18 protein-coding genes are annotated in these 23,519 nt (G+C 66.3%); 3 read left to right on the top strand and 15 right to left on the bottom strand.

Going from position 1 to position 23,519, the window contains the following annotated elements; translation table 11 throughout:
• Positions 1-38: 38 nt before the first annotated feature.
• The 8 genes from kduI to ASD23_RS13460 form a co-directional block, all read right to left on the bottom strand.
• Positions 39-869 carry a 5-dehydro-4-deoxy-D-glucuronate isomerase gene (gene kduI, locus ASD23_RS13425; protein WP_056011462.1) on the bottom strand — a complete coding sequence of 277 codons (831 nt, stop codon included), beginning with the start codon at positions 867-869 and terminating at the stop codon, positions 39-41.
• A 17-nt stretch (positions 870-886) separates the two neighbouring features.
• A complete protein-coding gene (locus ASD23_RS13430) occupies positions 887-1,849 on the bottom strand; it encodes a 2-hydroxyacid dehydrogenase (protein WP_056011465.1) in 963 nt (320 codons plus the stop codon).
• 94 nt (positions 1,850-1,943) lie between these two features.
• Positions 1,944-3,038: an extracellular solute-binding protein gene (locus tag ASD23_RS13435; RefSeq protein WP_056011468.1), complete on the bottom strand. Its 1,095-nt coding sequence runs from the start codon at positions 3,036-3,038 to the stop codon at positions 1,944-1,946.
• A 102-nt stretch (positions 3,039-3,140) separates the two neighbouring features.
• Positions 3,141-4,277 (bottom strand): ABC transporter ATP-binding protein, encoded by a 1,137-nt coding sequence (locus ASD23_RS13440; RefSeq protein ID WP_056011472.1) that lies wholly within the window; start codon positions 4,275-4,277, stop codon positions 3,141-3,143.
• Complete coding sequence (locus tag ASD23_RS13445) at positions 4,274-6,031, bottom strand: ABC transporter permease subunit (RefSeq protein ID WP_056011475.1); 1,758 nt, start codon at positions 6,029-6,031, stop codon at positions 4,274-4,276. Before ASD23_RS13445 ends, ASD23_RS13440 begins: the two co-directional genes overlap by 4 nt.
• A gap of 54 nt (positions 6,032-6,085) precedes the next feature.
• Positions 6,086-6,469 (bottom strand): cupin domain-containing protein, encoded by a 384-nt coding sequence (locus ASD23_RS13450; RefSeq protein WP_056011478.1) that lies wholly within the window; start codon positions 6,467-6,469, stop codon positions 6,086-6,088.
• A complete protein-coding gene (locus ASD23_RS13455) occupies positions 6,466-7,488 on the bottom strand; it encodes a C-terminal binding protein (RefSeq protein WP_056011482.1) in 1,023 nt (340 codons plus the stop codon). The genes ASD23_RS13450 and ASD23_RS13455 overlap by 4 nt, the downstream gene beginning before the upstream one ends.
• A 99-nt stretch (positions 7,489-7,587) precedes the next feature.
• Positions 7,588-7,929, bottom strand: coding sequence for a cupin domain-containing protein (locus ASD23_RS13460; RefSeq protein ID WP_162248751.1), 342 nt, complete (start codon positions 7,927-7,929; stop codon positions 7,588-7,590).
• Between the two features lie 164 nt (positions 7,930-8,093).
• Here ASD23_RS13460 and ASD23_RS13465 point away from each other — a divergent pair, with 164 nt between their 5' ends.
• Complete coding sequence (locus ASD23_RS13465) at positions 8,094-8,795, top strand: VOC family protein (protein ID WP_056011488.1); 702 nt, start codon at positions 8,094-8,096, stop codon at positions 8,793-8,795.
• A gap of 38 nt (positions 8,796-8,833) precedes the next feature.
• Here ASD23_RS13465 and ASD23_RS19110 read toward each other — a convergent pair whose 3' ends face one another.
• On the bottom strand, positions 8,834-10,162 hold the full coding sequence (locus ASD23_RS19110) for a hypothetical protein (protein WP_056011498.1): 1,329 nt from the start codon (positions 10,160-10,162) through the stop codon (positions 8,834-8,836).
• A gap of 263 nt (positions 10,163-10,425) precedes the next feature.
• Here ASD23_RS19110 and ASD23_RS13475 point away from each other — a divergent pair, with 263 nt between their 5' ends.
• Complete coding sequence (locus ASD23_RS13475) at positions 10,426-10,998, top strand: YdeI/OmpD-associated family protein (protein ID WP_056011501.1); 573 nt, start codon at positions 10,426-10,428, stop codon at positions 10,996-10,998.
• On the opposite strand, the gene ASD23_RS13480 is transcribed toward ASD23_RS13475, so the two are convergent.
• The 4 genes from ASD23_RS13480 to ASD23_RS13495 all read right to left on the bottom strand — a co-directional run bounded on the left by ASD23_RS13480 (position 10,992) and on the right by ASD23_RS13495 (position 15,434).
• Entirely contained in the window at positions 10,992-12,452 is a 1,461-nt protein-coding gene (locus tag ASD23_RS13480; protein ID WP_056011504.1) for a DUF3482 domain-containing protein, read from the bottom strand. The two genes, ASD23_RS13475 and ASD23_RS13480, sit on opposite strands and share 7 nt — an antisense overlap.
• 83 nt (positions 12,453-12,535) lie before the next feature.
• Positions 12,536-14,050 (bottom strand): DUF2868 domain-containing protein, encoded by a 1,515-nt coding sequence (locus ASD23_RS13485; RefSeq protein WP_056011507.1) that lies wholly within the window; start codon positions 14,048-14,050, stop codon positions 12,536-12,538.
• 92 nt (positions 14,051-14,142) lie between these two features.
• Complete coding sequence (locus ASD23_RS13490; protein WP_056011510.1) at positions 14,143-14,541, bottom strand: hypothetical protein; 399 nt, start codon at positions 14,539-14,541, stop codon at positions 14,143-14,145.
• A 398-nt stretch (positions 14,542-14,939) separates the two neighbouring features.
• Entirely contained in the window at positions 14,940-15,434 is a 495-nt protein-coding gene (locus ASD23_RS13495) for a hypothetical protein (protein WP_056011513.1), read from the bottom strand.
• A gap of 159 nt (positions 15,435-15,593) precedes the next feature.
• Here ASD23_RS13495 and ASD23_RS18650 point away from each other — a divergent pair, with 159 nt between their 5' ends.
• On the top strand, positions 15,594-17,072 hold the full coding sequence (locus tag ASD23_RS18650) for an HNH endonuclease (RefSeq protein ID WP_162248752.1): 1,479 nt from the start codon (positions 15,594-15,596) through the stop codon (positions 17,070-17,072).
• Between the two features lie 366 nt (positions 17,073-17,438).
• Here ASD23_RS18650 and ASD23_RS18655 read toward each other — a convergent pair whose 3' ends face one another.
• Positions 17,439-17,918 (bottom strand): very short patch repair endonuclease, encoded by a 480-nt coding sequence (locus tag ASD23_RS18655; protein WP_082571439.1) that lies wholly within the window; start codon positions 17,916-17,918, stop codon positions 17,439-17,441.
• 47 nt (positions 17,919-17,965) lie between these two features.
• Positions 17,966-23,509: a hypothetical protein gene (locus tag ASD23_RS18905; protein ID WP_157377093.1), complete on the bottom strand. Its 5,544-nt coding sequence runs from the start codon at positions 23,507-23,509 to the stop codon at positions 17,966-17,968.
• Positions 23,510-23,519: the final 10 nt, after the last annotated feature.

Genomic DNA, 23,519 nt, shown 5'->3' on the forward strand with positions numbered 1-23,519 from the left:
GGTCGCAGGGGGTGTCCCTACGCTAGCGGCAGCTCCGGTCAGGCGAGGGCCGTGACGGCGATCTGATCCATGTCGGTGAAGGCCTGGTTCTCACCGGCCATCACCCACACGAATGCGTAGTTCGTGGTGCCGGATCCGAAGTGCACCGACCAGCTCGGCGAGATCACTGCGTCGCGATCGGAGAGCACGAGCGTACGGGTGTCGTCGGGTTCGCCCATCACGTGCTGGATGCGGTGGCCCTCGGGCAACCCGAAGTACAGGTAGATCTCGGTGCGGCGATCGTGGGTGTGCGGCGGCATGCTGTTCCAGACGCTGCCCGGTTCGAGCGCCGTGATACCCAGCACGAGCTGGTCGCTCTGCGCACCGTCGGCGTGGATGTGCTTGTAGACGGTACGGCGATTCGCCGTCGACGCGTCGCCGGTCTGCGTGGTGTTCGCATCCTGCAGGCGGACGAGTCGGGTGGGGTGTCCACTGAACGAGAGCGCCGAGGCGAGGTAGAACGCCGCTTCCTCGTCGCCGTTCGCGGCGAACACGACGCTGAGCGTGCCCTGGCCGATGTACAGCACGTCCATGTGCGCGAGCGTGTACTCGACGCCGTCGACCGTGACGGTGCCGGCCTGCCCGAGCTGCACGACGGCGAGTTCGCGTCGATCGCAGAAGCGGTCGCTGCGCAGCTCGGCGGGGCTCTCGAGCTCGATGGGCGAACCCGCGAGCGGAACGACGCCGCCGATGACCATACGGTCCTCGTGCGTGTAGACGAGCACCTGTTCGCCCGGCACGAAGAGCGCGTCGGCGACGAATCGCTCGCGAAGCGCGGCCTTGGGCAGCCCCCTGACGTCGGCGGGGTGGGAGGCATGTCGGATCTGCATGGGTGTGGTGCTCCGTTTCAGTGGATGACGTTGGTCGGTCGGCCCGACGCGAACGCCAGGATGTTCTCGCCGGCGAGCCGGAACACGTCGTCGGCCTCGTCGGTGTGGAATCCGATATGCGGCGTGAGCACGGCATTGCTCCCGATCGAGGGCAGCGTCTCGGTGTTCGGCGGCTCTTCGGCGAACACGTCGATTCCGGCACCGAAGATGCGTCCGGCGGCGAGCAACTCGTCGAGCGCTTCGGTGTCGACCACCTCGGCGCGCGCGGTGTTGACGAAGATCGCGTCGGGGCGCAGGCGTTCGAGCAGTTGCCGGTTCACGAGCCGGTCGGTCTCGGGCGAATGAGTCACGTGCACCGAGACGACGCGGGAGGTCGCAACGAGCTCGTCGAGGCTCACGTACTCGGCGCCGAGCGCGGCGGTGCGTTCGGCGTCTTCGGTGCGGCTCCAGTACACGGGCTCCATGCCGAGCCCCTTCGCGAGACGGATGACTCGTGAGCCGATCGCGCCCGCACCGATCACGCCGATGCGCTCGCCGGCGAGCTTGACGCCCTGGTGCTTGGCCCAGTTGCCGGAGCGGACGATGCCGTCACCCTCGACCAGTCGGCGCGCGACGGCGAACATCAGCGCGATCGCGTGCTCGGCGACGCTCTGGCTGGCGAAGTCGGCCACGTTGGTCACGGTGACACCGGCGCGTTCCGCTTCGGCCATGTCGACGAAGCGGCGAGCACCGGTTCCGACGAAGCTGACGAGCTTCAGTGTCGGCGTCTGTTCGAGCAGCCCGGCGGGCAACGGGCCCTGGTCGCCGATCACGTAGAGGGCGTCGAAGCCCGTGGCGCTCGCGATGGCGTCGCCCGGCCGGTCGAACCGCCCGCCGTCGACCCATGCGAACTCGTGGCCTTGCGCCCGCAGGGGCGCGACGACGTCGCGTTCGACGATCTCGCGGTACTGGTCTTCGGTGTCGATGCAGACGATACGCATCCGTTGGCTCCTTCGGTCCGGCGGTGGTTCTGGTGTTGTGCCCGTGCCTGCCGCCGGTCGTGTCCGGCGGCAGGCACGGCATCGGCTGGCGTGGTTACTCGCCGAGCCAGCGGTTGAACTGGTCGAGCACGGCGTCGATGTTTTCGGAGTAGTAGCCGACGTCCTGCTTGATCGAGTCGGTGACGTTGTCGCCGATCGGGAGGAACTGCTGCACCCCGGTCGGGAACGACGAGGGCTCGAGGCCGATGACCGATGCGGGGATGGGCGTCGGCACCTTGCTCGCGAAGGCGATCTGGCCCTCGGTGTTCTCGATCACGTTCGCGAGGAGTTCCTGGGCTGCCGCCGCGTTCGGAGCGTCGGCCGGGATCGACCACACCGAGTTGGAGTAGCCGGCCTGGTTCCAGGTGATCGAGGCCGGGAAGCCGTTCTCGGAGCTCGCGACGAACGCGCGGTTCGCCCAGAGGATGCCGATGTCGCACGACCCGTTCTCGAAGGACTCGATCGACTGCGCGCCGCTCGTCCACCACGTGATGTCGCTCTTGATCTCGTCGAGCTTGGCGAGCGCGCGATCGACGTCGAGCGGGTAGAGCTCGTCAGGTGCCACGCCGTCGGCGAGCAGCGCCGCCTCGAGGGTCCAGCCGTACTGCGGGTTGTTGAAGAAGCAGCGCTTGCCCGGGAAGGTCTCGAGATCCCAGAGGTCGGCCATCTCGGTGGGCTTCACGTCGGGGTAGGCCTCGTCGTCCCACGTCAGCACCATGCCGAAGGTGCCGACCTCGATGCCGTACTCGTCGTACGTGCCCTCGACGAGCTTGTCGACGGGGACGATCGAGGTGTCGATCTTCTCGAGGAATCCGTCGCCGGCCGCCTTGGCGGCGTCGTTGACGGTGGGCAGGAACACGAGGCTCCATGGCACCTGGCCGGCATCGGCCGCGGCGAAGAACTTCGTCGCGGCTTCGTTGTAGTCGTCGGTCACAGTGACGCCCGTGTCGTCGGTGAAGTCGCCGAAGAGCGTCGCATCGAGCCCTTCCCAGACAGTGCCGCCGCTCGTGTCGTAGAAGAGGATGTCGCCGCTGATGGCGCCGTCCTCCGCTGGAGCGCCGGCGCCGGCGGAGGAACACGAGGTGAGGGCGACCGCCGAGGCGATCGTCGCGGCTCCTGCGAGCAGGAGGCGGTGGCGGGTGATTCTCATTGCTGCTCCTAGATTTCTCGTGACTGCTGGGTGGTGCTCTGGCGGGTAATGCGATTCGGGTTCGCGATGCGATTTCGCGGTGCAGGCCGGTAGATGTGCGACTCAGCCGTGCTCGGGTTCGGCGGCGACGAGTGCGATCTCGCCGGGCCGCACGAGGAGCGACACGCGGTCGCCCACGACGGGCACGGATGCCGCGGGGTCGAGGTCGGCCGTGCACGCCACGCCCTCGGCGTCGAGGTGGATGCTCCGGCGCTGGCCGAGGAACCGCACCTCGGTGACGACGGCCTCGCTGATGCGCTGGAGGCCGGCTGGCACTTCCGTCCCGCCGAGGATCAGCTGCTCGGGCCGCACCGAGCAGACGACGTCGTCGCCGACGATCGCCGGGTTCGCGCGGGCGCTGAGTTCGTGGGCGCCGACGCGCACGGTCGCGGACGCTCCGTCGAGACCCGTGATGCGTCCCGGGAACAGGTTCGTCTTGCCGAGGAACTTCGCGACGAAGAGGTCTTTCGGCTCGCGGTAGAGCTGCTCGGGAGTGCCGAGCTGGCAGATGCGGCCGTCGCGCATGACGCCCATGCGGTCCGAGAGGATGAACGCCTCCTCCTGGTCGTGCGTGACATACACGGCGGTGGTGTTCGACTCCTGCTGGATGCGTCGCACCTCGGCGCCGAGCTCTTCGCGAAGACCGCGGTCGAGGGCGCCGAGCGGCTCGTCGAGCAGCAGCACCCGCGGGTTCTGCGCGAGGGCGCGGCCGAGGGCGACGCGCTGCTGCTGGCCACCGCTGAGCTGCGATGGGTAGCGGTCGGCGAATCCGCCGAGCGCCACGAGCTCCACCATCTCCGCGACGCGCGCGGCACGCTTCGCCCCGGGGATCTTCCGCACCTTGAGTCCGTATTCGATGTTCTCGGCGACGGTCAGGTGCGGGAACAGCGCATAGTTCTGGAAGACGAACCCGATGTCGCGCTTCTGCGTGGGCGTTCTCGTGACATCCATGCCGTCGATGTGAAGTGCGCCGCGCGCAGGGTCGAGGAGGCCGGCGATGATGCGGAGCAGCGTGGTCTTGCCCGAGCCGCTCGGGCCGAGCAGCGTGAAGAACTCGCCGGCGTGCACGTGCAGGTCGGTGTCGGCGAGTGCCGGCACTCCGTTGTAGTCGAGGCCGATGCTCGAGACGAGGACTTCGCCGCGGCGAGCGCCCGTCGTCGTGTCGTCGCCGGGGATGCGGCGGGCGGTCGAGAGGGTCATGACGTCTCCTGTCGGGCCGAGGTGCGGCGGTTGGTCGCGCGGGTCGTCACGCTTCGTACGACGACGATCACGACGACGACGAGCACGAGCAGCGATGCCACGGCGGGAACCGTGGGAACGATCCCGCTCTCGAGGTACTTGTAGATGGTCACGGGCAGGGTCTTCGTCGGCCCGGTCTGGATGAAGAGGGCGAGCACGACCTCGTCCCACGAGGTCACGAAGGCGATCGCGAACGCGCCCACGACGCTCGGCATGATGCCTCGCACGACGATGGTCCAGAAGGCGCGTGCCCGTGAGGCTCCGAGGGTCCACGCGGCGGCCTCGATGCCGCGGTCGGCCGCGCTCATGGCCGAGGCGATGAGCGCATAGCTGAGCGGCGCGGCGATGATCGTGTGGGCCAGGATGAGCCCGATGGTCGTGCCCGTGAGTCCGAGCTTCAGTTCGACGTCATAGATGCCGATCGCAAGGAGGATCGCGGGCGTCACGATGGGGGCGAACGCGAGTCCACCGACGACGGCCTTGCCGAGGGTCGAGGTCATGCGGCTCGTGACCCGGGCGAGGATCAGCGCCATGCCGACCGAGAGCACCGCAGTGCCGACCGCGACGACGATGCTCTGCATGATGGGCCCGAGCCAGGTCTGGCTGGTGAACACCTCGCCGAACCAGCGCAGTGTGAAGCCCCGCGGGGGGAAGACCACGGTGCCGGTCTCGCCGACCGCGAGCGGGAACACGAAGAGCACGGGTATCACGAGGAAGGCGATGGTGATGAAGCTCACGACGGCCGAGACCGCCATCCACGGCGACCAGCGGAACTGCAGCGACGTGCTCACGCCCTTCGCCTGCGCAGGCCCGACGCCGCCCGGCTGGAAGCTCCCGGCGACCTTCACGACGGCGATGTAGCAGATGATCGTGGCGATGAGCAGGAGGATGCCCATGGCGCTCGCGATGCCCCACTGGTAGACGTCGATCTGCTGCTGGATGTAGACCGAGATGGTCTGCTCCTGCGGGCCACCGAGGATGGCGGGTACGAGGAAGAAGCTGAGGCCGAGGATGAACACGAGCAGTGCACCGCTCACGATCGACCCCCGCACCATGGGCAGGTAGACGGTGAAGAACGTGCGCACCGACGAGGCGCCGAGCGTGCGGGCGGCGAGCACGAGGTTGTCATCGACCGAGGTCATGCCTGCGTAGAGCACGAGCACCATGTAGGGCAGCAGGTACATCACCGTGCCGACGAGGGTACCGGCCTGGGTGTAGAGCAGCGAGGTCTCGCCGAACCCGAGCGCGAGGCTCAACTGGTTGACGATGCCGTTCGGGCTGAGGATCGATGTGACAGCGAAGAGCCGCACGACGATCGAGACCCAGAACGGCACGAGGATGAGGAGGAGCAGGAGGCCGGCGGTGCGCTTGGAGAGTCGCGAGATGAAGTACGCGGTCGGGAATGCGAGCAGCACGGTGAGCAGCGTCGAGTTGACCGCCAGCAGCACAGTGCGCCATTCGATGCGCAGCAGGAAGTCGTCGACGAAGAGCTGCTGGTAGTTCGCGAAGTCGAGCACTGGGGCCGCTGCGTCGAAGCGGCCCTCGGGGCTGAGGGAGCGCAGCAGCACGCTGAAGACGGGCCAGACGAAGAAGATCACGTAGATCGCCACGACCGGGGCGAGCAGGGCCACGCGGGCGGCCACCGCGCCGATGCGCCGTCTGATGACAGGGTCGGCGGTGATCGACAGCGGCGTCGTCGCATCCGTCACGGTCATGTCATCTCCTCTCGTTCGTTGATTTTGGAACACCGTACCGATTTCTGATTTCGATCAGATGTCGGCGGTGTTCCGCCGCGTTTCGGGGGCATCGAAGATCGTGTAGACCTTGCGAACGGTCGCTGAGACACGCCAGGTGCCGGTCCAGCCGGGCTCGAGCACGAGCACCGTTCCCGGCGCGATCCGGGTGACCGAACCGTCGGCATGCGTGATCGTGCCTTCGCCCGAGAGGAACTGCATGACCTCGCCGGCCTCGGGCTTGGCCGAGGCGAACTCGCCCGGCGTCACCTCCCAGACGCCGACCTCGAGGCCGGCCTGCGCGACGAGCACGCGTTCGGCAGTGCGCGGGTCGCCCGCGAGCACGCGGGCGGGCGCTCCGGTCGGTTCGAGCGCAAGATCGCGCAGAGCGGCGGGCGAGAAGTCGGCGGCGAGGTTCACGAGTGCTCCAGGGCGGTGACGGGGGCGGATGTCGCAGCACGATCGAGCGCGGCGCGATTGACGATCGACGGCACCTCTCGTCCGCGCAGGACGGCCGCGCAGCGCTCGGCGAGGCGGGCGCGCAAGCGCTGCTCCGAGGCATCCGAATACCAGGCGAGGTGATTGGTGATGATCGCGTTGGGCGCGGCGAGCATCGGGTCGTCGGCGGTGGGCGGCTCGGTCTCGAGCACGTCGAGCGCGGCCATCGCGAGTCGGCCGTCGTGCAGGGCGGCGGCGAGCGCAGCCCCGTCGACGAGGCCGCCGCGCGAGACGTTCACGAGGGTTGCGGTCGCCTTCATGCGGGCGATCGCCTTGGCGTCGACGAGGTGGTGCGTGTCAGCGGTGAGCGGCAGGTGCAGGCTCACGATGTCGCCTTCGGCGAACGCGGTGTCGAGATCGACGAGCTCGACGCCCTCGAGGTTGCCCGCGAAGGGGTCGTGCGCGATGATGCGCGAGACGAAGGGGCGCATGAGGCGAATGACCTCCCGCCCGATGCGGCCGACGCCGATGAGTGAGAGCGTGGCCGCCGAGAGCGGGGCGATGGGTCGCAGTTGCGCCCAATCGGCCCACTCGCCGCGGCGCACGAGCGAGTCAGCGGCCGTGATACGACGGTTCGCGTCGAGCACGAGGGCGACGGCGTGCGTCGCGACCTCCTCCTCGCAGTAGTCGGGAACGTTCACGACAGGTATCGAGCGAGCGGATGCCGCGGCCAAGTCGATCGTGTCCACACCCACGCCGTAGCGGCCGATGACCTTCCAGCCCGGGTTGGCATCCATGACCTCGGCCGTGATGCTCGCGTACTGCACGAGCACGCCGTCGGCGAGGGTGCCGCCGTTGAGGCTGCCGTGCTCGGCCCGGGCGTCACGCACCTCGACCTCTGCCAGCGCTGCAGCCGCCGACTCGGTCTCGACATCGCCGTACGATGAATCGAGTACCTCGAGCAGCAGCTTCGCGCCCTGTGATTCCCATGTCTCGGTCACTCGACCACATCTCCGTTGCTGTGATTCGGGAAAGCTGTTTGAACTTCTGCGGGCCCCGCCAGGGTCGAGTTCCGACCCGTGGCCGGGGTCCATCCGGCCTTAGGACGCCGCGTCGGGAAGATCGATCATCATCGCCCGAGCCCGTTCGGCTCCGCGGTTACGACCGCGATGGGGACGGTTGCCCGGGATGAGATAGCCCTCCCACGCACTCGCCGAGATCTCGCCGCCGTCTTCGAACTCGAACGTGAGCTGACCCTCGAGCACGACCCCGTAGTGGGATCGCGAGCACCAGGCGGTGCGGCTGGCACCGGCGTCGTACTCGACGGCATTCCACACGGTGCCGTCATGCGCCGATACCGCCCTGAGTCGGCAGCCAGCCGGGCCGGACGTGTCCCACTCGACGCCCGCGAACTCGATCTTCTCCTGCTGCTCGACCACCATCATTGGCTCCGTTCGATCTGTCCGAGGCATGTCCTCCTGCTCATATTGATACGGCGTATCAGATTTGTCAACAGTTCTTGGAACAGTGTTCCATTTTTGTCGATGGATCGAAGAGCTGCCTCCCCTGATGCCGCTACGCCGGCGCAGGGTTACACTCCGCGTCCATGGACATGCTGATGGGCGACCAGATCGCCGCTGCCAACCTGACCGACTGGCGCAAGCTCGCGCAGGGGCTCCATGCCAGATACCTGATCGACGATTTCGGTACCGGCGCACGGTTCGTCGTCGCCGTGGGCGAGGCGGGCGACGCGCTCGGCCACCACCCACGCGTCACGATCGGCACCGGGTACGTCGACCTCGAGCTCGTCAGCGACGACGCCATCTACCGCGACGACGATGGCACCGAGTACGTCGTCGAATGGGTCACCCAGCAAGACGTCGACCTCGCACGACGCATCACCTCGATCGCTGCCGACCACGGGCTCACCGCCGACCCGGCCTCGGTCAGCGAGATCGAACTCGGCCTCGACACGGCGCACTCGGCGACCATCGCCCCGGTCTGGGCCGCGGTGCTGACCGGCAGCCCCGAGTCCCAGGGCCGCGGCTCCCCTGGCGATGAGATCCGGGATGCCACGGTGCGGGTGCCGAACCTGTGGTTCGAGGAGGCCGACGAGCCCGCCGACGCGCACGAGGCCCCGCGTCAGCGTTTCCACCTCGAGGTGTACGTGGCGCCCGAAGCGGTTGAGCAACGGGTCGCCGCCGCGCTCGCCGCGGGCGGAACCGTCGTCGACGACAGCGAGGCGCCCTCGCTCACGGTGATCGCCGACCAGGACGGCAACCGAGGAGTCATCGCGACGAAGGGATGACGAGCAGGATCAACTGCCGACTCGGGTTTCGGCTCGGCTCAGTTGCCCCCGCCGCCATCGCCTCCGCCGAAGCCGCCTCCACCGTCGAAGCCCCCGCCACCGTCGAAGCCACCACCACCGCCGTCGAAGCCGCCTCCGCCCCCGTCGCCGAACCCGCCGCCTCCACCGTCACCGAACATGCCGTTGTCGCCGCCGGCGAGGTACCCGCCGCCCCAGCCCTTGGTGTCGGCGATCATCGGCACGCCGAACCGGGAGTCCTCGCCGCGCTGCAGCAGCCCGCCGCCCACGCCGATGAGTTGCACGAGCTCGACGGCGATGATCGCCAGGCACGACGCGAGGCGGTCGACCGACAGCGGCGCCGTCGAGCGGTACCAGGTCGGCACGGTGCCCGAGGTCGCCGCGACCTCCGCGAAGTTGCGCACGACGGATGTCTCGCCGAACAGCACCGCCCACGGCAGCAGCTTCTCGCCCGCGGCGACCGACGGGACATCCGCCCCCTCGATCGCCGCCCGCAGCTCGTTCGCCCGCGCGCGCAACTGCATGCCGGCCGCGTTCAGTGGAATCGCCCGCGGCAGGAACACGCGCACCGCGACCGCCGCCGCCCCGATCACGATCGCGCTCCACGCGACCGACCTCGACGGTGCGTCGGTCAGGGTGAGGCTGATGAGCCCGAAGGCCACGCCGGCGAGGCCCGCGTACGTCGTCACCCGGAATCGCAAGCCGGGGCGCTTCTCTCGGTACCAGGCGGCCGCGTCGCGGAACCCGTCGCGCGTGACCGCGAGCAGTTGCCCGTTGTTCTTCACGACGCGGTCGACGTCGACGCTCGCGCCGCGCTCGAGTCTGCGCGACCCGCCCACAAGCCCGGGCGCGAGCATGGCGATCACCGTGCCGTCGGCGCCCTCGTTCTCGACGTCGGTGCGAGCCGCCAGCGGATAGTCGCCGTCGAACACCAGGTGGATGTCCTTCGCCCGGCCGCGCTCCGCCTGCTCGCCGTCGGGAAGGTCGGGGGCTTCACGGATGTCGCGGCGATCCTCGATCGCGATGACGCCGTTGACGGCGAGCAGCACGACCGTCGCGGGCAGCCACCGCGTCGCGGCCTCCCCCGACACGAACCCGACGGGCAGCACTCCCGCGGTCTCGGCGTCGACGATGGCCAGTGCATCGCCGGGTGCCGGCGGTCTCAGCCACGAGACGACGAGCGTGCCGACGCAGACCGCGGCAGTCAGCGATAAGGCGAGCGCGATGAGCGGCAGGATGGCCGTGCTGAGACCGCTGCCCGGGGTTGCCGCGAGCTGCTCGGTGTCGACGCCGGCATCAGTCAGGTCGGCGATGACCTGATGCAGTGCCGAAGCGAAGAAGTGCTTCATGAGCGGAGGCTACTCCTGCTGATGCGCGGCGGGCGTGCGACGCAGACGATTGATTTCGAGCCCGTGTCGATCTGGGCCGCGCTCGTTCGACGCATGAGTAGAGGGGCCACCGAACGGCACCCGACCACCAAGGCAGCGCAGGCGCTGCAGGGCCGCATCGAGGTGCGTGCGCTGCAGGAGGCGCCGCCCGAGGCGTAGCGACCCGGGGCCGCGTGAAACCGCGCGGCCCTGGTCATGTCGCTCGTCTGAGCTAACCTCCCGTCATGGCCGACCGCGTGAGCAAGCCCGAACTGCACGTCGACACGGTCGCCGAGTGGGAAGCCTGGTTGAACGCGAGCCCCGATCCGAACGGGGTCCGGCTGCGACTGCGCAAGAAGGCGTCGACTCGACCCGGCATCACGTACGCCGAGGCACTCGATGTCGCGCTGTGCTTCGGGTGGATCGATGGTCAGACGTCTTCCCTCGACGCCGACTACTACCTGCACACCTTCACGCCACGACGACCGCGAAGCACGTGGTCGAAGATCAACATCGGTCACGTGACGCGGCTCATCGAAGAAGGCCGCATGCGCCCGCAAGGCCAGCACGAGATCGACCGCGCGAAGGCCGACGGACGATGGGACAGCGCGTACCGGCAGAGCGACGGCGATGTGCCCGTCGAGCTTCAGGAGGCCCTCGACGCAGACCCGCAGGTCGCCGAGGCCTTCGCGGCGCAGTCGGCGCAGAACCGGTTCTCGATGGCCTTCCGCGTGGCGAATCTCAAGCGGCCGGCGTCTCGAGCCGCACGCGTGGCCGAGTTCGTCGAGATGCTCAAGCGAGGCGAAACGCTTCACTGACCGTCGTCGAGCGTGCCCGGATACAGCTCATCGAGGAGGCCGAGGGCGAGCTCGCGCAGAAGCCCCTCGAGCGAGTGCAGCACGGCTTCCCCGCCATCGCCCCGCAGCGCCCAGATCACAGCAAGACGCTCCTGCGACGCCACCACCGCATCGACGACCATCGGTCGCCAGTGCGACGGATACTCGCCATCACGCCAAGCGCCGCGCCCGCGCCCGTAGTGCGCGACCGCCAGGTAGCGCAGCAGCGCCGAGGTGACGAGCCCGTCGAGGAACGCCTCCTCCCACCGCAGGCTCGACTCGGTGCGGCCCCGCACGACGTTGACGCCCTGCGCGATGCCCGCGCCGCCGAGCGCCCCGATGATCGCGCCCGCGACCATGCCGGCACCGAACGTGAGGCCGCCCGCCATGAGGTCGGCGCCGAGCCCGGTGAGCGCTCCCGAGACGACGCCGCCGAGCGCGGCGGTGCGGGTGCCGTCGAGCGGCGCGTCGAGGTGCACGCCATCGGCGACGCGCTCGAGCACCTCGTCGGCGGCGCGCCCCTCGAGCCGGTGGATCGCGATGAGCCGCTCCATACCCGCGCGCAGATCGGCCTGGAGGCGAGCGGCCATCTCATCGGTGGCATCCGATCTCGCCTTCGCACGCGCCGCGTTCGGCAGGCCGAGCGAGCCGGTCACCCGGTTCGTGATCGGCTCGGCCGGCAGCGTCACACGATCGGCGGCCGCCCGTGCGATCGGCCCGGCGAGCGCGGCCATCGACGCGTCGAACTCGCCCATGCGCCGTTCGCGCCACGCAGCCGACAACCGGGCGAAGGCGGGCGCCGAGGCATCCGGAACCAGCGGTTCGATCGCCGCGAACAGCGTGAACTCCTGCACCCAGCAGCGCGCGAAGGCATCGAAGGCGAGCACGTCGCGCAGGTTCGTCGAGGGGCCGAGCGCGGCACGCCAGCGCGCGGCATCCGCTTCTTCTGCTGCCCGCTCGCGCGGCGGACCGGTCTGGTTGAGCAGCACGAGCACGGGCTTGCCGATGTATTCGAGCACCTCGAGCTCGGGGGCGAGGTAGCCGGCGTCGGCGGGCGCCTCGGCCGCGTTCACGAGGTAGAGCACCACGTCGGCCTGCTCGGCGACGTTGCGCACCGCGAGCTGGCTGAGCCACAGCGCGCGGTCTTGATAGCGGTCCCACACCTGCGACGTGAACCAGCCGATGGGGTTGCGGTTCTGCCGCAGCCGGCGCGCGAGCCGCACGCTGTCGCCGAAGCCGGGCGTGTCCCACAGCGTGAGCAGGTCGCCCTCTGATGTCTGCACGAGCGGAAACGGCGTCGCCTCGGCGGTGACGTGCGGGGCGTCGCGCACCTCGCCGACGTCGCGTCCGAGCAGCGTGCGCGCGAGCGTCGTCTTGCCCGCGTTCGTGTGCGAGATGAGCGACAGCGAGACGGCGCCGGCATCGAGCCCGGGCACCTCTGCTGGTTGAGGAGGCGCGCCAGCGCCGTCTCGAAACCCGCCCGCCGCAGAACGAGCCCGGCCGGCTGCCGCATCACCACTCACGCCCGCCCCCTCCCGCCGTTCACGACCCCGCCATCATGAGCGGATGCCGCAGCAGCAAGCTCCGCCTCGGCCGCCGCCAGATCGGGGTCGAGGAGGTCGACGAACACCGCGACACTCCCATGCGCCTCGAGGAGCTCGCGCCACGCCGCGCGCCGTTCGTCGCGCCGCTGCGCGTCATCGCCCCATCTCGCGAGGAACCCCGACTCGTCGATGAGCGCGACGGTTGTTCCGGATGCCGCGGCACCGCGCTCGGCCGCACCGCCGCCACCGCTGAGCGCCGTGAGAAATACCCCATGCGCGTCCTCCTCGGGCGTGGCCGTGAGGCTGAACAACGGCAGGCGAATCTCGCCGGCGTCGGCGAAACCCCTGCCCGCGGCATCCGTCGCCTGGCTCTGCTCGACGTCATCGCCCCACGCGACGGGCGCATCGATCTTCGGCGCGGCGTTGCCGAACGCCCGCACGAGCACGGCCTCGAGCCCGGCCCGCGCCTCGGGCTCGAGGGTGTAGCTGTACGGGATGACGCGCACCCGCGCCGGCTCGCCCACCCACGCGGCGACGAGCCGGCGGTAGTACGGCTCGCCGAGCGGCAGCGCCACGCGCTTCGCCCGGCGCCGCTCGACGAGCCCAGCGACGAGGGCGAGCACGAGCCGCGGCACGATGACGACGAGCGCGACCGTGGCCGCCATGAGGTGCATCCACATCGCGGCGTTCTCGCTCGTGGGCGCCCGGATCGCCTCGATCGCGGCGACGTCGGGCACCGTGATGCCGGTGATCCACGATCCGGGCGCGAACGTCACGGCGAGGAGCGCCTGCACCTGTTCGGCGCCGAGAAACGTGCTCTCCCACGACGCGCGGTACTCGAACGCGAGCCCGCGCAGGTAGAGGCCGGCGATCACGCCGAGCGCGGTCGCCGCCGCCGCGAGGTGCAGCACGCGCGCGGCGCGCGCCGTGTAGAGCGGCGCGGCGACGCGAGCCCAGTCGCGGGGCAGCGCGGCGAGCACGGTGCGCCGGGCGGCGGTCGAGGCATCCGCTCGGTTGCTGTCGCCGGATGCCCGCACCGACGCGACCCGGATGAGCAGCGACCGCACCGGACCAGCCGCCCCGCGCCCGAGCACGAGCGGACGCACGAGCAGCCAGACGTAGACGAGCACGTTCCACGCGACGAGCGCGAACACCGGCGGCGCGAGCAGGTTGATGCTCGACCCGCCGCCGATGCGGTCGATGAGCAGCCCGAACAGGAACGCGGCGACCACCGTCACGACGCCCACCCACGGCCGCCACCGGATGCCGCGCACCGTGCGCGTCACCGCGGGCTGGCGTGTGCCGATGCGCTCGAGCACGAGCTGTGCGCGCCGGCTCAGGAACTCGTCAGCGTTCGCCCGCTCCCCCATGATGGCCGCTGCTGCGCGGCTGGCCCACTCCCGGTCGGCATCGGACCACAGCATGCGATCGCGGTCAGCCGTCTCGACGGCGCGCGCCGCGGTCGTCTCGAGGGCGGCGGACTCGTCCATATGCGCCACCCTATTCCGGGATCGGGATCTGAAAGCCGTTCGAGCGACCCGAAGAACCTGAGATTCTCGGATGGCGATTCCTGAACAACCCGTCAGTTGCCGACTGCGTGGTAGCGGTGCTGGCCCGAGAACCACAACCCGGTCGACCGGGACCTCCGATAGGTACCCAAGAATCCGATCGGGCGAACGAAGACATCCACACGCCACGACGCGTTGGTCTTCGGCGGAAGCTCCGCTCCAAGCTCGACGAGTCCTCGATACCAACCGAGGGCCGTCTCGGCCGCGTACACCGCCGTGCGTTCTCCCGAGACGGTGAGCGTTGCGTGATAGCCAGTGTCGGCCGGCCCTTCGACATGGCTTCCACCCTCCAGGTGCTTACCGTGCGGGGTCGTCCCATCGAACGTGAGTTCGTCCCGGGCCCGGGCGAACCGGCGCTGCCACTCCGACGGCAACGGATCAGGCGCACCGTCGTAGTCGGTCCACTCGACCATTGCTTGATGCTCGAACGTAGAAAGGCGGGCATGGCACCACTCGACGTATGGCAACAGGTTTCTCATCTCGCCCCCAGACGGCCTCGATCAAGCCCAAGCGCGCGTCATCCATGGGCTTTCCTGCGTCGTACCACCATCGCAGTCCTCTGTCGTGGCGCGTCCAGCCGAATGAGTAGGTGAGAAAGCTCTGGAGCGACGCCCAGTACCCGAGGTACTGCCTGAAGTCGACCTCGCGCTGAGGCGCAGCGGGCATCGGAGCACCGACCGAAGGTGTGACGAGCGCACGGTAGGGAAGGGCATTGGCCCAGCACCACTCCCATTGACCTCCGACCTGGGCAGCGAGCAGGTCGTGATTCACGGAATCGAGCCGTGGGAGTTCCACTCGGCTCAGTTGGAATTCAGTCATGATGCCTCTTTCGACGACGCTCGGATTCCGACGCGGTGAATCTGGAGCGTATCCAGTTCGGCGGGGCGATCGGGTACGGCGAGGTCATGGTCGGCCGTGCACTCGTGCTGTGTCTCCTCGAGCGGCGGTCGAGGAGTGCGCTGCGCCGTGCATCGAGCGCCACGACCCGCGCGCGGATCGTGACGAGCACCGCCGCGACATGGCGCCGATGGTGCTCCTCGAGCCGGCCGGCATCCTCGAGGGACCGTGCCAGGATCGCGAAATCCCGCGCCTTGGTGACGGTGTCGCGACGCCAGTCCTGATAGTGCTCGTCGCCTCGGCTCGCGAAGCGTTCGAAGCGATCGTCGACGATGGCGATCCTCAGTTCGAGATCGTTGATGTTCGCGAAGAACCGCGCCCGCTCGATGGCCTGCTCCGCCGGATCATCGATGCCGAGTTGCCTCGCCGCAAGCGCCGCAAGCGCCGGAAGGTAAGAGTCCGAAACCATGGTCGTGCCCCTAGCTGACTTCAGCCGTGGCCGAAGATTCCGACGCTAGATGGGGCCGCCGACATTCGGTTGTCGCTGGCCTACTCCATGTGGGACTTCACATCACTGTGGCCGCCTGCCGTAGCATCCGTCTCAGACGCTGTTGAACGGGAGGCACCCATGGCAGTCATTGCGATCTATCTGCAGAGCAACGGCCTGGGTCAGCAGAATCTCGAGTTCGCTGTTCGTACCCGCCGATGGGGCTTCACGAAATGGCGACCGAATTACGCAGAGATAGAGCCGAGAACACTCGTGCTCATCGGGACGGGCTTCAGCCATCCGACAGCTGGTGCCAGCCCACGCAAGTCCGTCGATATCTGGGCACAAGGGGCTTTGGCCCGAATCATGGTCTTCCGCGCAGAATCATCGATTCGAACCGAAGGACTCCTGCACTGGCCGGATGAGGTCGCGAATCAGGCCGTAAAGTACCCGTTTCGGTTCGATGTAACCCCCCTGAGAGAACTCGGTCCTGTCGAATTCGACGCACTTCCAACCGATCTCGTCGAAGCCTTCCGCCTCTCAGCACTCAAGCAGGGCGGTGGCGAGGTCGTCCCTGATTCATCATTCACATCCGCCCTAGTGAAGGGCACGACCCCCGACACGCTGACGACGCCGCTTACCGACTGGCCGAAGGACGCCGGATACGGGACCTTTGTGGCTCCGATCGACGTTGAAGTTGCTGCCCGCCAATTGGCTGGGGGACCGGCGGTCGAGGAGTTCGTCCTGTGGCGAGCGGCCGGAGATTCGAGCACCATATCCCCAGTCGGGCCTGGAGAACCGATCATCATGGCCACGACCGGGAGTAGCTCATCGCATCGCATCGCTGTCGGTGGCGGGCTCTTCTCGGGTCGATCGAGGATGACCCTTTCAGAGCTCTGGGAATGGTTCGGAGCTGCGAGTGGAGCAAGATCGCCAGCCGAGCTACGGACCGCGTATGAACAACTCGTCGCGAGACCGCTCAACGCCAACGAGGATCCCGACGTCGATACGACTCTTCTCCACCACGTACGCTTCTTCTCGCCGGACGAGTACGTCGATCTCGCAATCGACCCGACGGTCTTCACATTCGAGCAAGGCAACTACTTCGATCTTTCCAACCGAGCACCAGAAGACCCAGTTCTCCGAGCCATCATCACGTACTTCGATCCGCGCCAGGATCCACATGCGGACGAGGTAGCACAGATCGTCCTGGGGACGATTCGAGCAGCCGCCCGCTCCGTCATTCCGCGCTTGGGCCAGGGCGCGTTCCGGGCCATGGTTTCAGATGCGTATGGGCATCAGTGCGCCTTGACCGGATATCGAGTGCGGCCCGTCCTCGAGGCGGCACACATACGCGCCTATTCGAGCGGCGGCGAGCATCGTCTGGACAACGGGCTTCTTCTTCGAAGCGACGTGCACACGTTGTACGACCGCGGATACATCTCGTTCGATGACGTCGGTGGCCTCATGGTGAGCAATCAGCTGCGGGAACGCTTCGGAAACGGCGACTGGTACTACGACCGCATCGGAATGCCACTCGCCTCGCCAAAACGAGCCGTGGACCAACCCCATCCAGATTTTCTGTCTTGGCACCGAGAGTCGGTCTTCTTGGGGGTATAAGGCCCGCGGAGCCGGGACCGATTCCCGCGCCTGAGTACGTCGAGCCCATCACTGATCGAGGTCGGCGCCAACGAGCGCGGATGGTGGTGGTCGTTAGTCACTAACGGATGGTTGGGCGTCGCGTCGATGGCCGCGGCCGACGAACTCCGACGCATCACCACGAGCACGAACCTGCGCTAACCTACCCACGCGATCTGGGGAAATTCGACGAGCAACTCTGGGGAAATTCGATGAGCGCCGTCATTAGCGAAGCATCCATGCTCGAACTGACGGATCGAGGAAGCGCCCTCCCCGAACTGAACGCAGCTTAAGCTGAACTGACCCGCATGGTGTCGAGATACTCCACCACTCAGCGGGACGTCACCGTTATCCGCTGCCAGCGAGCGAACCATGTTCCATTCCACGAAGGTTGTCGAGATAGGTGCGCCGAACATCCATAGCTAGCACAGCTGGATCCTCATGCTCCCAATAACGAAGGACAGTCCATCCAGCCTCCGTCAAGGCCTGGTTGTTCCTCGCGTCCCTGACACGATTGAGCTCGATCTTTGGATGCCAGTAGTCGGGGTTCGTCGCTGGCGGCCGATAGTGCTCAGGACATCCATGCCAGAAGCACCCATCGATAAACACAGCCACCTTGGCTTTCGTAAAGACAATATCTGCTCGACAACGCAGGCCTCGCTGTGGTGCGTAATCGACGCGAAATCGCATCCCAAGACTATGCAAGAGCCTTCTCACCCGAAGCTCAGGCGCGGTGTCGCGGCGTCGGTTGCCGAGCATGATTCGTCGACGGGCCGGCGAACTCGCCCAACTAAGCCCACTCGTGCCCGGCGACGGAAGATCGTTCATCACCGTTAGTCCCAGTCTACGGCCTATACAAGCCGCCAAGGAGAAGGCTAGTCGACGACCTCTCCGTCCGACATGCCAGATCCGTCTTCACTCACCGGTGGGACAAGCTGGTAGAACGGAGTCCCATGTATGAAGGTTCCGTTGTAGTCCAAAGAGGAGTACAGCGCGTCATGAACCGGCAGCATCGAGATTCGGTCCTCAACGCCAGGAACGGCACCTTTTACCCCAAGCTGATTTAGCTCCTTTATCGACACTGACGGCACCTTGTGGATAAACCACGTGAGAAGGGGTTGACCATAGTTCACGCTGCTCGTCTTGAAATGGGAGAGGAACTGGGAGGCCAGAATGATTCCAAAGCCGAACTCGCGCCCTTGCAACATCAACTGCATGAGCACTGGAAACTCGTACGCCATGATGTTTGTTGCCTCGTCCACGAGCAGGAACGAGTTGAGCCGACGCAGTTGAGGATCTCCGTCGCGGAACTTCCACTTCGTGGATCGCAGCATGTAGTCGTAGTACATGTTCAGGAAGAACGCCACCAGCGCATTCTTCCCGCGCTGATCGACGCCTAGATCGCTCAGCGCAAGCACGAGCACGGTGTCTTCGATCAGCTCTTCGAACGGAAGCAGCTGCTCCTTGTCCGAAGAGAAGATGTCCGCCAATACGAAGTCCTGGAGGATTGCACTGACTGCGTCAGGCTTGCCAGCCAGCTGAAGGTAGCCCTCCAAGACTTCCGGAAGCGTCGGAGCAACGTGATCTAAGCCCGAGTACCCATCGAATATCGCCTTCTTGAGGTTCGATGCTTGAACGGGTCCCACGCCGCCATAGATCTTGGTAACGACGTCTGTGAACATTGCCGCCCGCTGCAGGGCAGAGTGAGGGGTGAACCCTTCGCGTAGCGCGAAGATATTCAGCGGGATCCTATATGGGCGCAGTACTTCACCACCGACCGCGTCTAAGAACTGCTCCTCTTGATAATCCCGCTTGTAGTCGAATATCAGGAACGACAGCGGATTCTCTTGAGTTCGCTTTGCCCCTTGCCTGAGCTGAAAAACGAGAGACTTCAGAAGTTGGGTCTTCCCCGTACCAAGGTCACCAACTACTCCTATGTTCATCTGGTTGAGTTGGGTATTGCTCGGCCAGAATTCAGCTGAGGCTGTGCCGATCGAGTCGACCAGGCGTCCAACCGGGAATCGGATTCCTTCGAGGTCGACCGCTGAGGGCGTGGGGTGCAGCCCTTGGTCTGGCTCGGGCCGAGGCTCCGGTGCGGGACCCGGCTTCGCCTCCTGCGCGGGATCCAGCTTCACTTCCGGCGCCGGTTGGCGATCAGGCTCAGGGATTGGTCCCGGAATCGGAGCCGTGTGGGTCGTGAGCTCTGAACGCAGAACCGGTTGGGGTTCTGCGGCAGGCACACCCTCTGGTGCTGGCACCGGTGCAGGGGCGGTCGCTTCGGACGCCCAATCAAGTAGCCCCTGCCACTCGCCGGCGAGCGCACTGTCGTCTTGGTCAAGCTGGAGGAGCGTCGTTGCCGAGTCGGCAACAAGTGCGCCAAACTCTGCGAGTGGTGCATCGCCGGCTAGGTGCTCGCGACGAAACGCCTCGTACCGGCTGCCGTCAGGGAAGGCCGCCCCATGGTTGAAGTAAAGAACCAACGGCTTGCCAACTCGGAAGCGCGAGCGTCCCATGATCACGGACGAGAGACGCTTCGGCCATGTGGCCGCGTTCACCCCATTGTTGGAAAGCTTCGCCGCGGCCTCGACGAGTGAACCAAGTCCGTTCGACCAGAGCGCTTGCTCCCCTTCCGACTCATTTGAAGGCAACTCGTGTGCCCTGCGTTCGATCGCCTTCAGCAGCGCGGTCGTCGACGCAAGCTGCGCCAAAGGCTCGCCAAATGCTGCGCTTTCGGGGGTCGGCAAGCTTGCATTGCGTGCCTCAGTTCCCAGACCGTAGAACTTGATCTCGACGGGAGTGAAAGTCAAGTCTTCATCCGTGACGTCGATGATGAGGAGATCTGCGCGCTGCCGATCGCCAGCGTAGGTCCCTTCTGGTGCCAGAATCCGAAGGAACGCATCAGAGGCATCGATCGGGAGAACGAGCCTGTCTTTGCCGCTGACCGGTGCTGCATCAACCAAGGCAAAAGCCAGATAGAAGCCGAGGGCGCCTGATGCGTGAGTCCCGCCCATCGCCAGAAGCGACGACAGGCCCACTCCTCTCGAGCCGAGTCGCGTGAGGAGGTCGGCTACCTGAGCCAACGTTGCCTCCTCACCCCGCGCTAGTGAGAGCATGCCCCGCAGTTGTTGTTGGAAGCTCTGGGGCACACGAGCGACAGACACGTATGGCTTCCGCTCGATGGTGGAGCTGCCAAGGTTCCGTTCGAAGATGGGAGGACGCCACTCCCAGAGCATTCGCGCGCCATCATCGTGCTGGAGGAGCGCGGAGATTGCGGCAGGTGTGAGCATCGATTCGCCGGAGACCGTCCAGTCCGCGCGATCATCCACGAGCAACGATCCGATCAACCTCGACGTAATTGACGGTGAACCTTCAACCAGTCGCAAAGCCGTCGTCAGCGGTTCCCATCCAATTCCTGCTTCCAGACCCGGACTGGAAATGGTCGCACCGCCGTATCCGATCAGGCCCACGGATGCGTCAAACCTGCGAAGAGGAATGGCGCCCATCGTGCCGTTCCGCACCGAGGTAGTCGCAGTGACCCTGACCTGAACCCCAGCATCCTGCAAGATCCGGACATTGCATCGCTCGGTCTTGCCGGGCATGGGTAGATACCGTGCCCAGGAAAGGGGCATGCCTGGATGGGCGCGCACTAAGGCGGTCAGATCGTCACGCGGACCAGACCCTGTGCGGTGAGCGGAGTCAAGCACACGTGCGCCGCCGGGTAGCCGCCCTCCGCTTTGCTTCGACCATGCGTCGAGCACCGCGATAACTGCCTGATCAATCTCCGCGACACGCGGAGCCGGGGAATCGGACCCGAGATCGAGGGTCAAGGTGGAAACGTGAGGGTTCATGCGCCGATATGTCCGCAATGCCGCATCGACGGCCGCACCGTTCAGTCCACTCGCAGCAGTCCCCGGCGCAGGGTAGCCACCGATCCGCGCGGGCGCCTTGAGCGCCGAGGGACCCTCTGTCGATGCAGCGAGCAGAACCGCCCAACCGGCGAAGATCTGATCGGTTCCGCCATCGGCCTGTACCGCAAGCATTCCACCTGACACGTACGGGTTCGGCCCGACCAACGGGTATCCGTGGCCCTGCACGGTTCCTGCGAGTTGGCGCGCGTCGTCGGTCTCCCAGAAGGTCGCTTCCACGGCTGCAAGCCATGCGAGTCGCAAGGGATGTAGCGGGCTCAAGAGAACAGACTCGCACCGGACATTCCCCGGCTCCAAGGACCAAACGCTGGTCGAGAATGGGTACGTGGCCCAGAAGACGCCGCTCGGGTCATCGAGCTCCTTCGCGCGCTCGATGAGGCCGGAATACGCCCTGAGATAACCAACGAGCTTGTGCCGATTCTCACCCCACAGTCGGCGTCGAGGGTAACGGGATGGCCAGCGGGCAGCTTGCAAGAGTTCCTCGTCAGCTGCGAAACCGAACGGGTCCAACGCATCGAACGCGCTCATCAACGCCTCCGCCTCCTCGCTTTCGAGGAGTTCCTTAGGCACGGAGAACGCTACGAGTGCTTTCCAGGCGGAACACACGCCGTCCGGTACAAGCACGCCTGCTTCGAGGGACATACTGTCGATGGAACTTGGGTCAGTCGAGGACAAAACGACATGCCCGTGACTGCGGCGCCAATCTGGATCTGACGCGAGGTTGAGGCTGGCGGATTCGTACTTTCCGCGCACCGAGTCCGTATCGGCATGATCGAGCGGATCGCTGGACGGCTGCTCTTTCTCGATCGCCGCGAGCAGTGGAGAAGCGTGTGGCCGGCTTGGCGTCGCAGCATGAAGCTCGAGCTCCTCGCCATCAATTTGCACGAGTGTGACCGGCTGAGGAGTGAAATCGGCGATGAAGAGCCACGGCCGTCCTTCGCAAGGCGCGACTGTCCGACCTTCCAGGACGACCCTGGACCATTCCGATGCCCAGGCGATCAGACGGTGCTGAGCGGAGTAGGCGCCAAGCTCGGCGATCCACGGGCCATCGCCGTCGCCAACAACAAGGTTCGCCCCGACGCGGCCGGGACGCTTTTTTGAATCGAGCTGCACCGCGAATAGCCCACGAGTCTCCGCTGGTATGACGTACATGAGTGCGTCGGTCGTCGGAGGAACCAATCCTTCCAGAGCATCCCCATGCGGGATCACAAGGCGGGCCCGCACGGCAGTGATTTTGCCAGCGAGCTTCGAAGGCAACACGAATCGCCCCCGGACTATCAGGTGGTCGCTATCATCGTCCTGCGCAATTGCGCCGTCCCAGTGGGCACCCTTTGTTGAAACCGCAATCGATAACCCAGAAGCGGCCGCTGCATTCCCTGTAGGCGCGGCTGTGGGGATGCGAATTCTCAGCTCCTCCGTCTGATAAGCATCGCCGTTGCCGCTTGCCGCAACGATGAAGGGAGGTGCCTCGCTGTTGTCCGTGCTCAGGGTCTGGCCATCGACAGTCTCGATGACCAAAGGAAGCGCATCTTTCGCTGGAATGCCGGCGGGTGCAAGAAACTGCCGTTCAGAGAGCTGCGCAAGAGCCGTAATTGACTCCACGCTCGTCGCAACGGTGGCAAACCAAGCCGACACCGCGTCGTCCAACGCTGCAACTCGTTCATCCAGACCGACCCACTCGATCTCATTGACCGGGTGGCGAGCACCCGCTTCGGCCTCCAAGTAGGCGAGCGAGCGGTCCACCTTCTCTTCGCTCTCCCACCAATCCCGAAGTGCTTCGAGCACTCGGTCACCAGAGCCCCCAGCTATGTCACGACCGTTCGCCGGGGTCGGCAAACCAAACGACGGGAAGGCAAACTGGGAAAGCACCAAAGAGAGATCGCTTGAAGGTAGCTTCAGGAGGTGCCACCGAACAACGTCCGCCAGGTTCGACAATCCTGCGTCGACGTGTCGGAACCAACGTGCGTTCCAGCGCTGCGCACCGGCATCTCCGACCGCCGCATGAAGGGCCCGTAGTTGACGAAGCACCGCCGCCAAGATCGCGGCGCCCTCATCGAGAACGCCCGCAATCGGGACTCGAGCGCCGGATTCTTGGATGACGGCTCGAAGCGCAGAATCCGCCACCTTCTCGAGAAGACTGCTTCCACCGCTCAAGTCCTCATCAGGGAACGACTGAGCCAGTCCTTCGCTGAACGCTGTCGTGATGGAGGCTAGCTCGGGATGACGGCCGACCACAATCGCGAGGCGATCATCAATTCTGTATTTCACAAGGTCCTGCGACGTAACAACGACTACGTCGCCCGGCGCACCCGACGAGACCTCCGGCGCAACGACAACCGCGAATGGCGGTGAGCTCGGCCGAATATCGTTCGCTGCTTTAGCGATGTACCGCGCCTCATCAAGAGCAACGCCCTCCGGCAAGTACGCTGCGGTAAGGCCATCTCGATCGGACAAGACATCCGCTAGGGCCATTGCGAGTAGATTCTGTTCCACGACGGGCCTT

It is taken from the genome of Agromyces sp. Root1464 (assembly GCF_001427265.1).
GTDB lineage: Bacteria > Actinomycetota > Actinomycetes > Actinomycetales > Microbacteriaceae > Agromyces > Agromyces fucosus.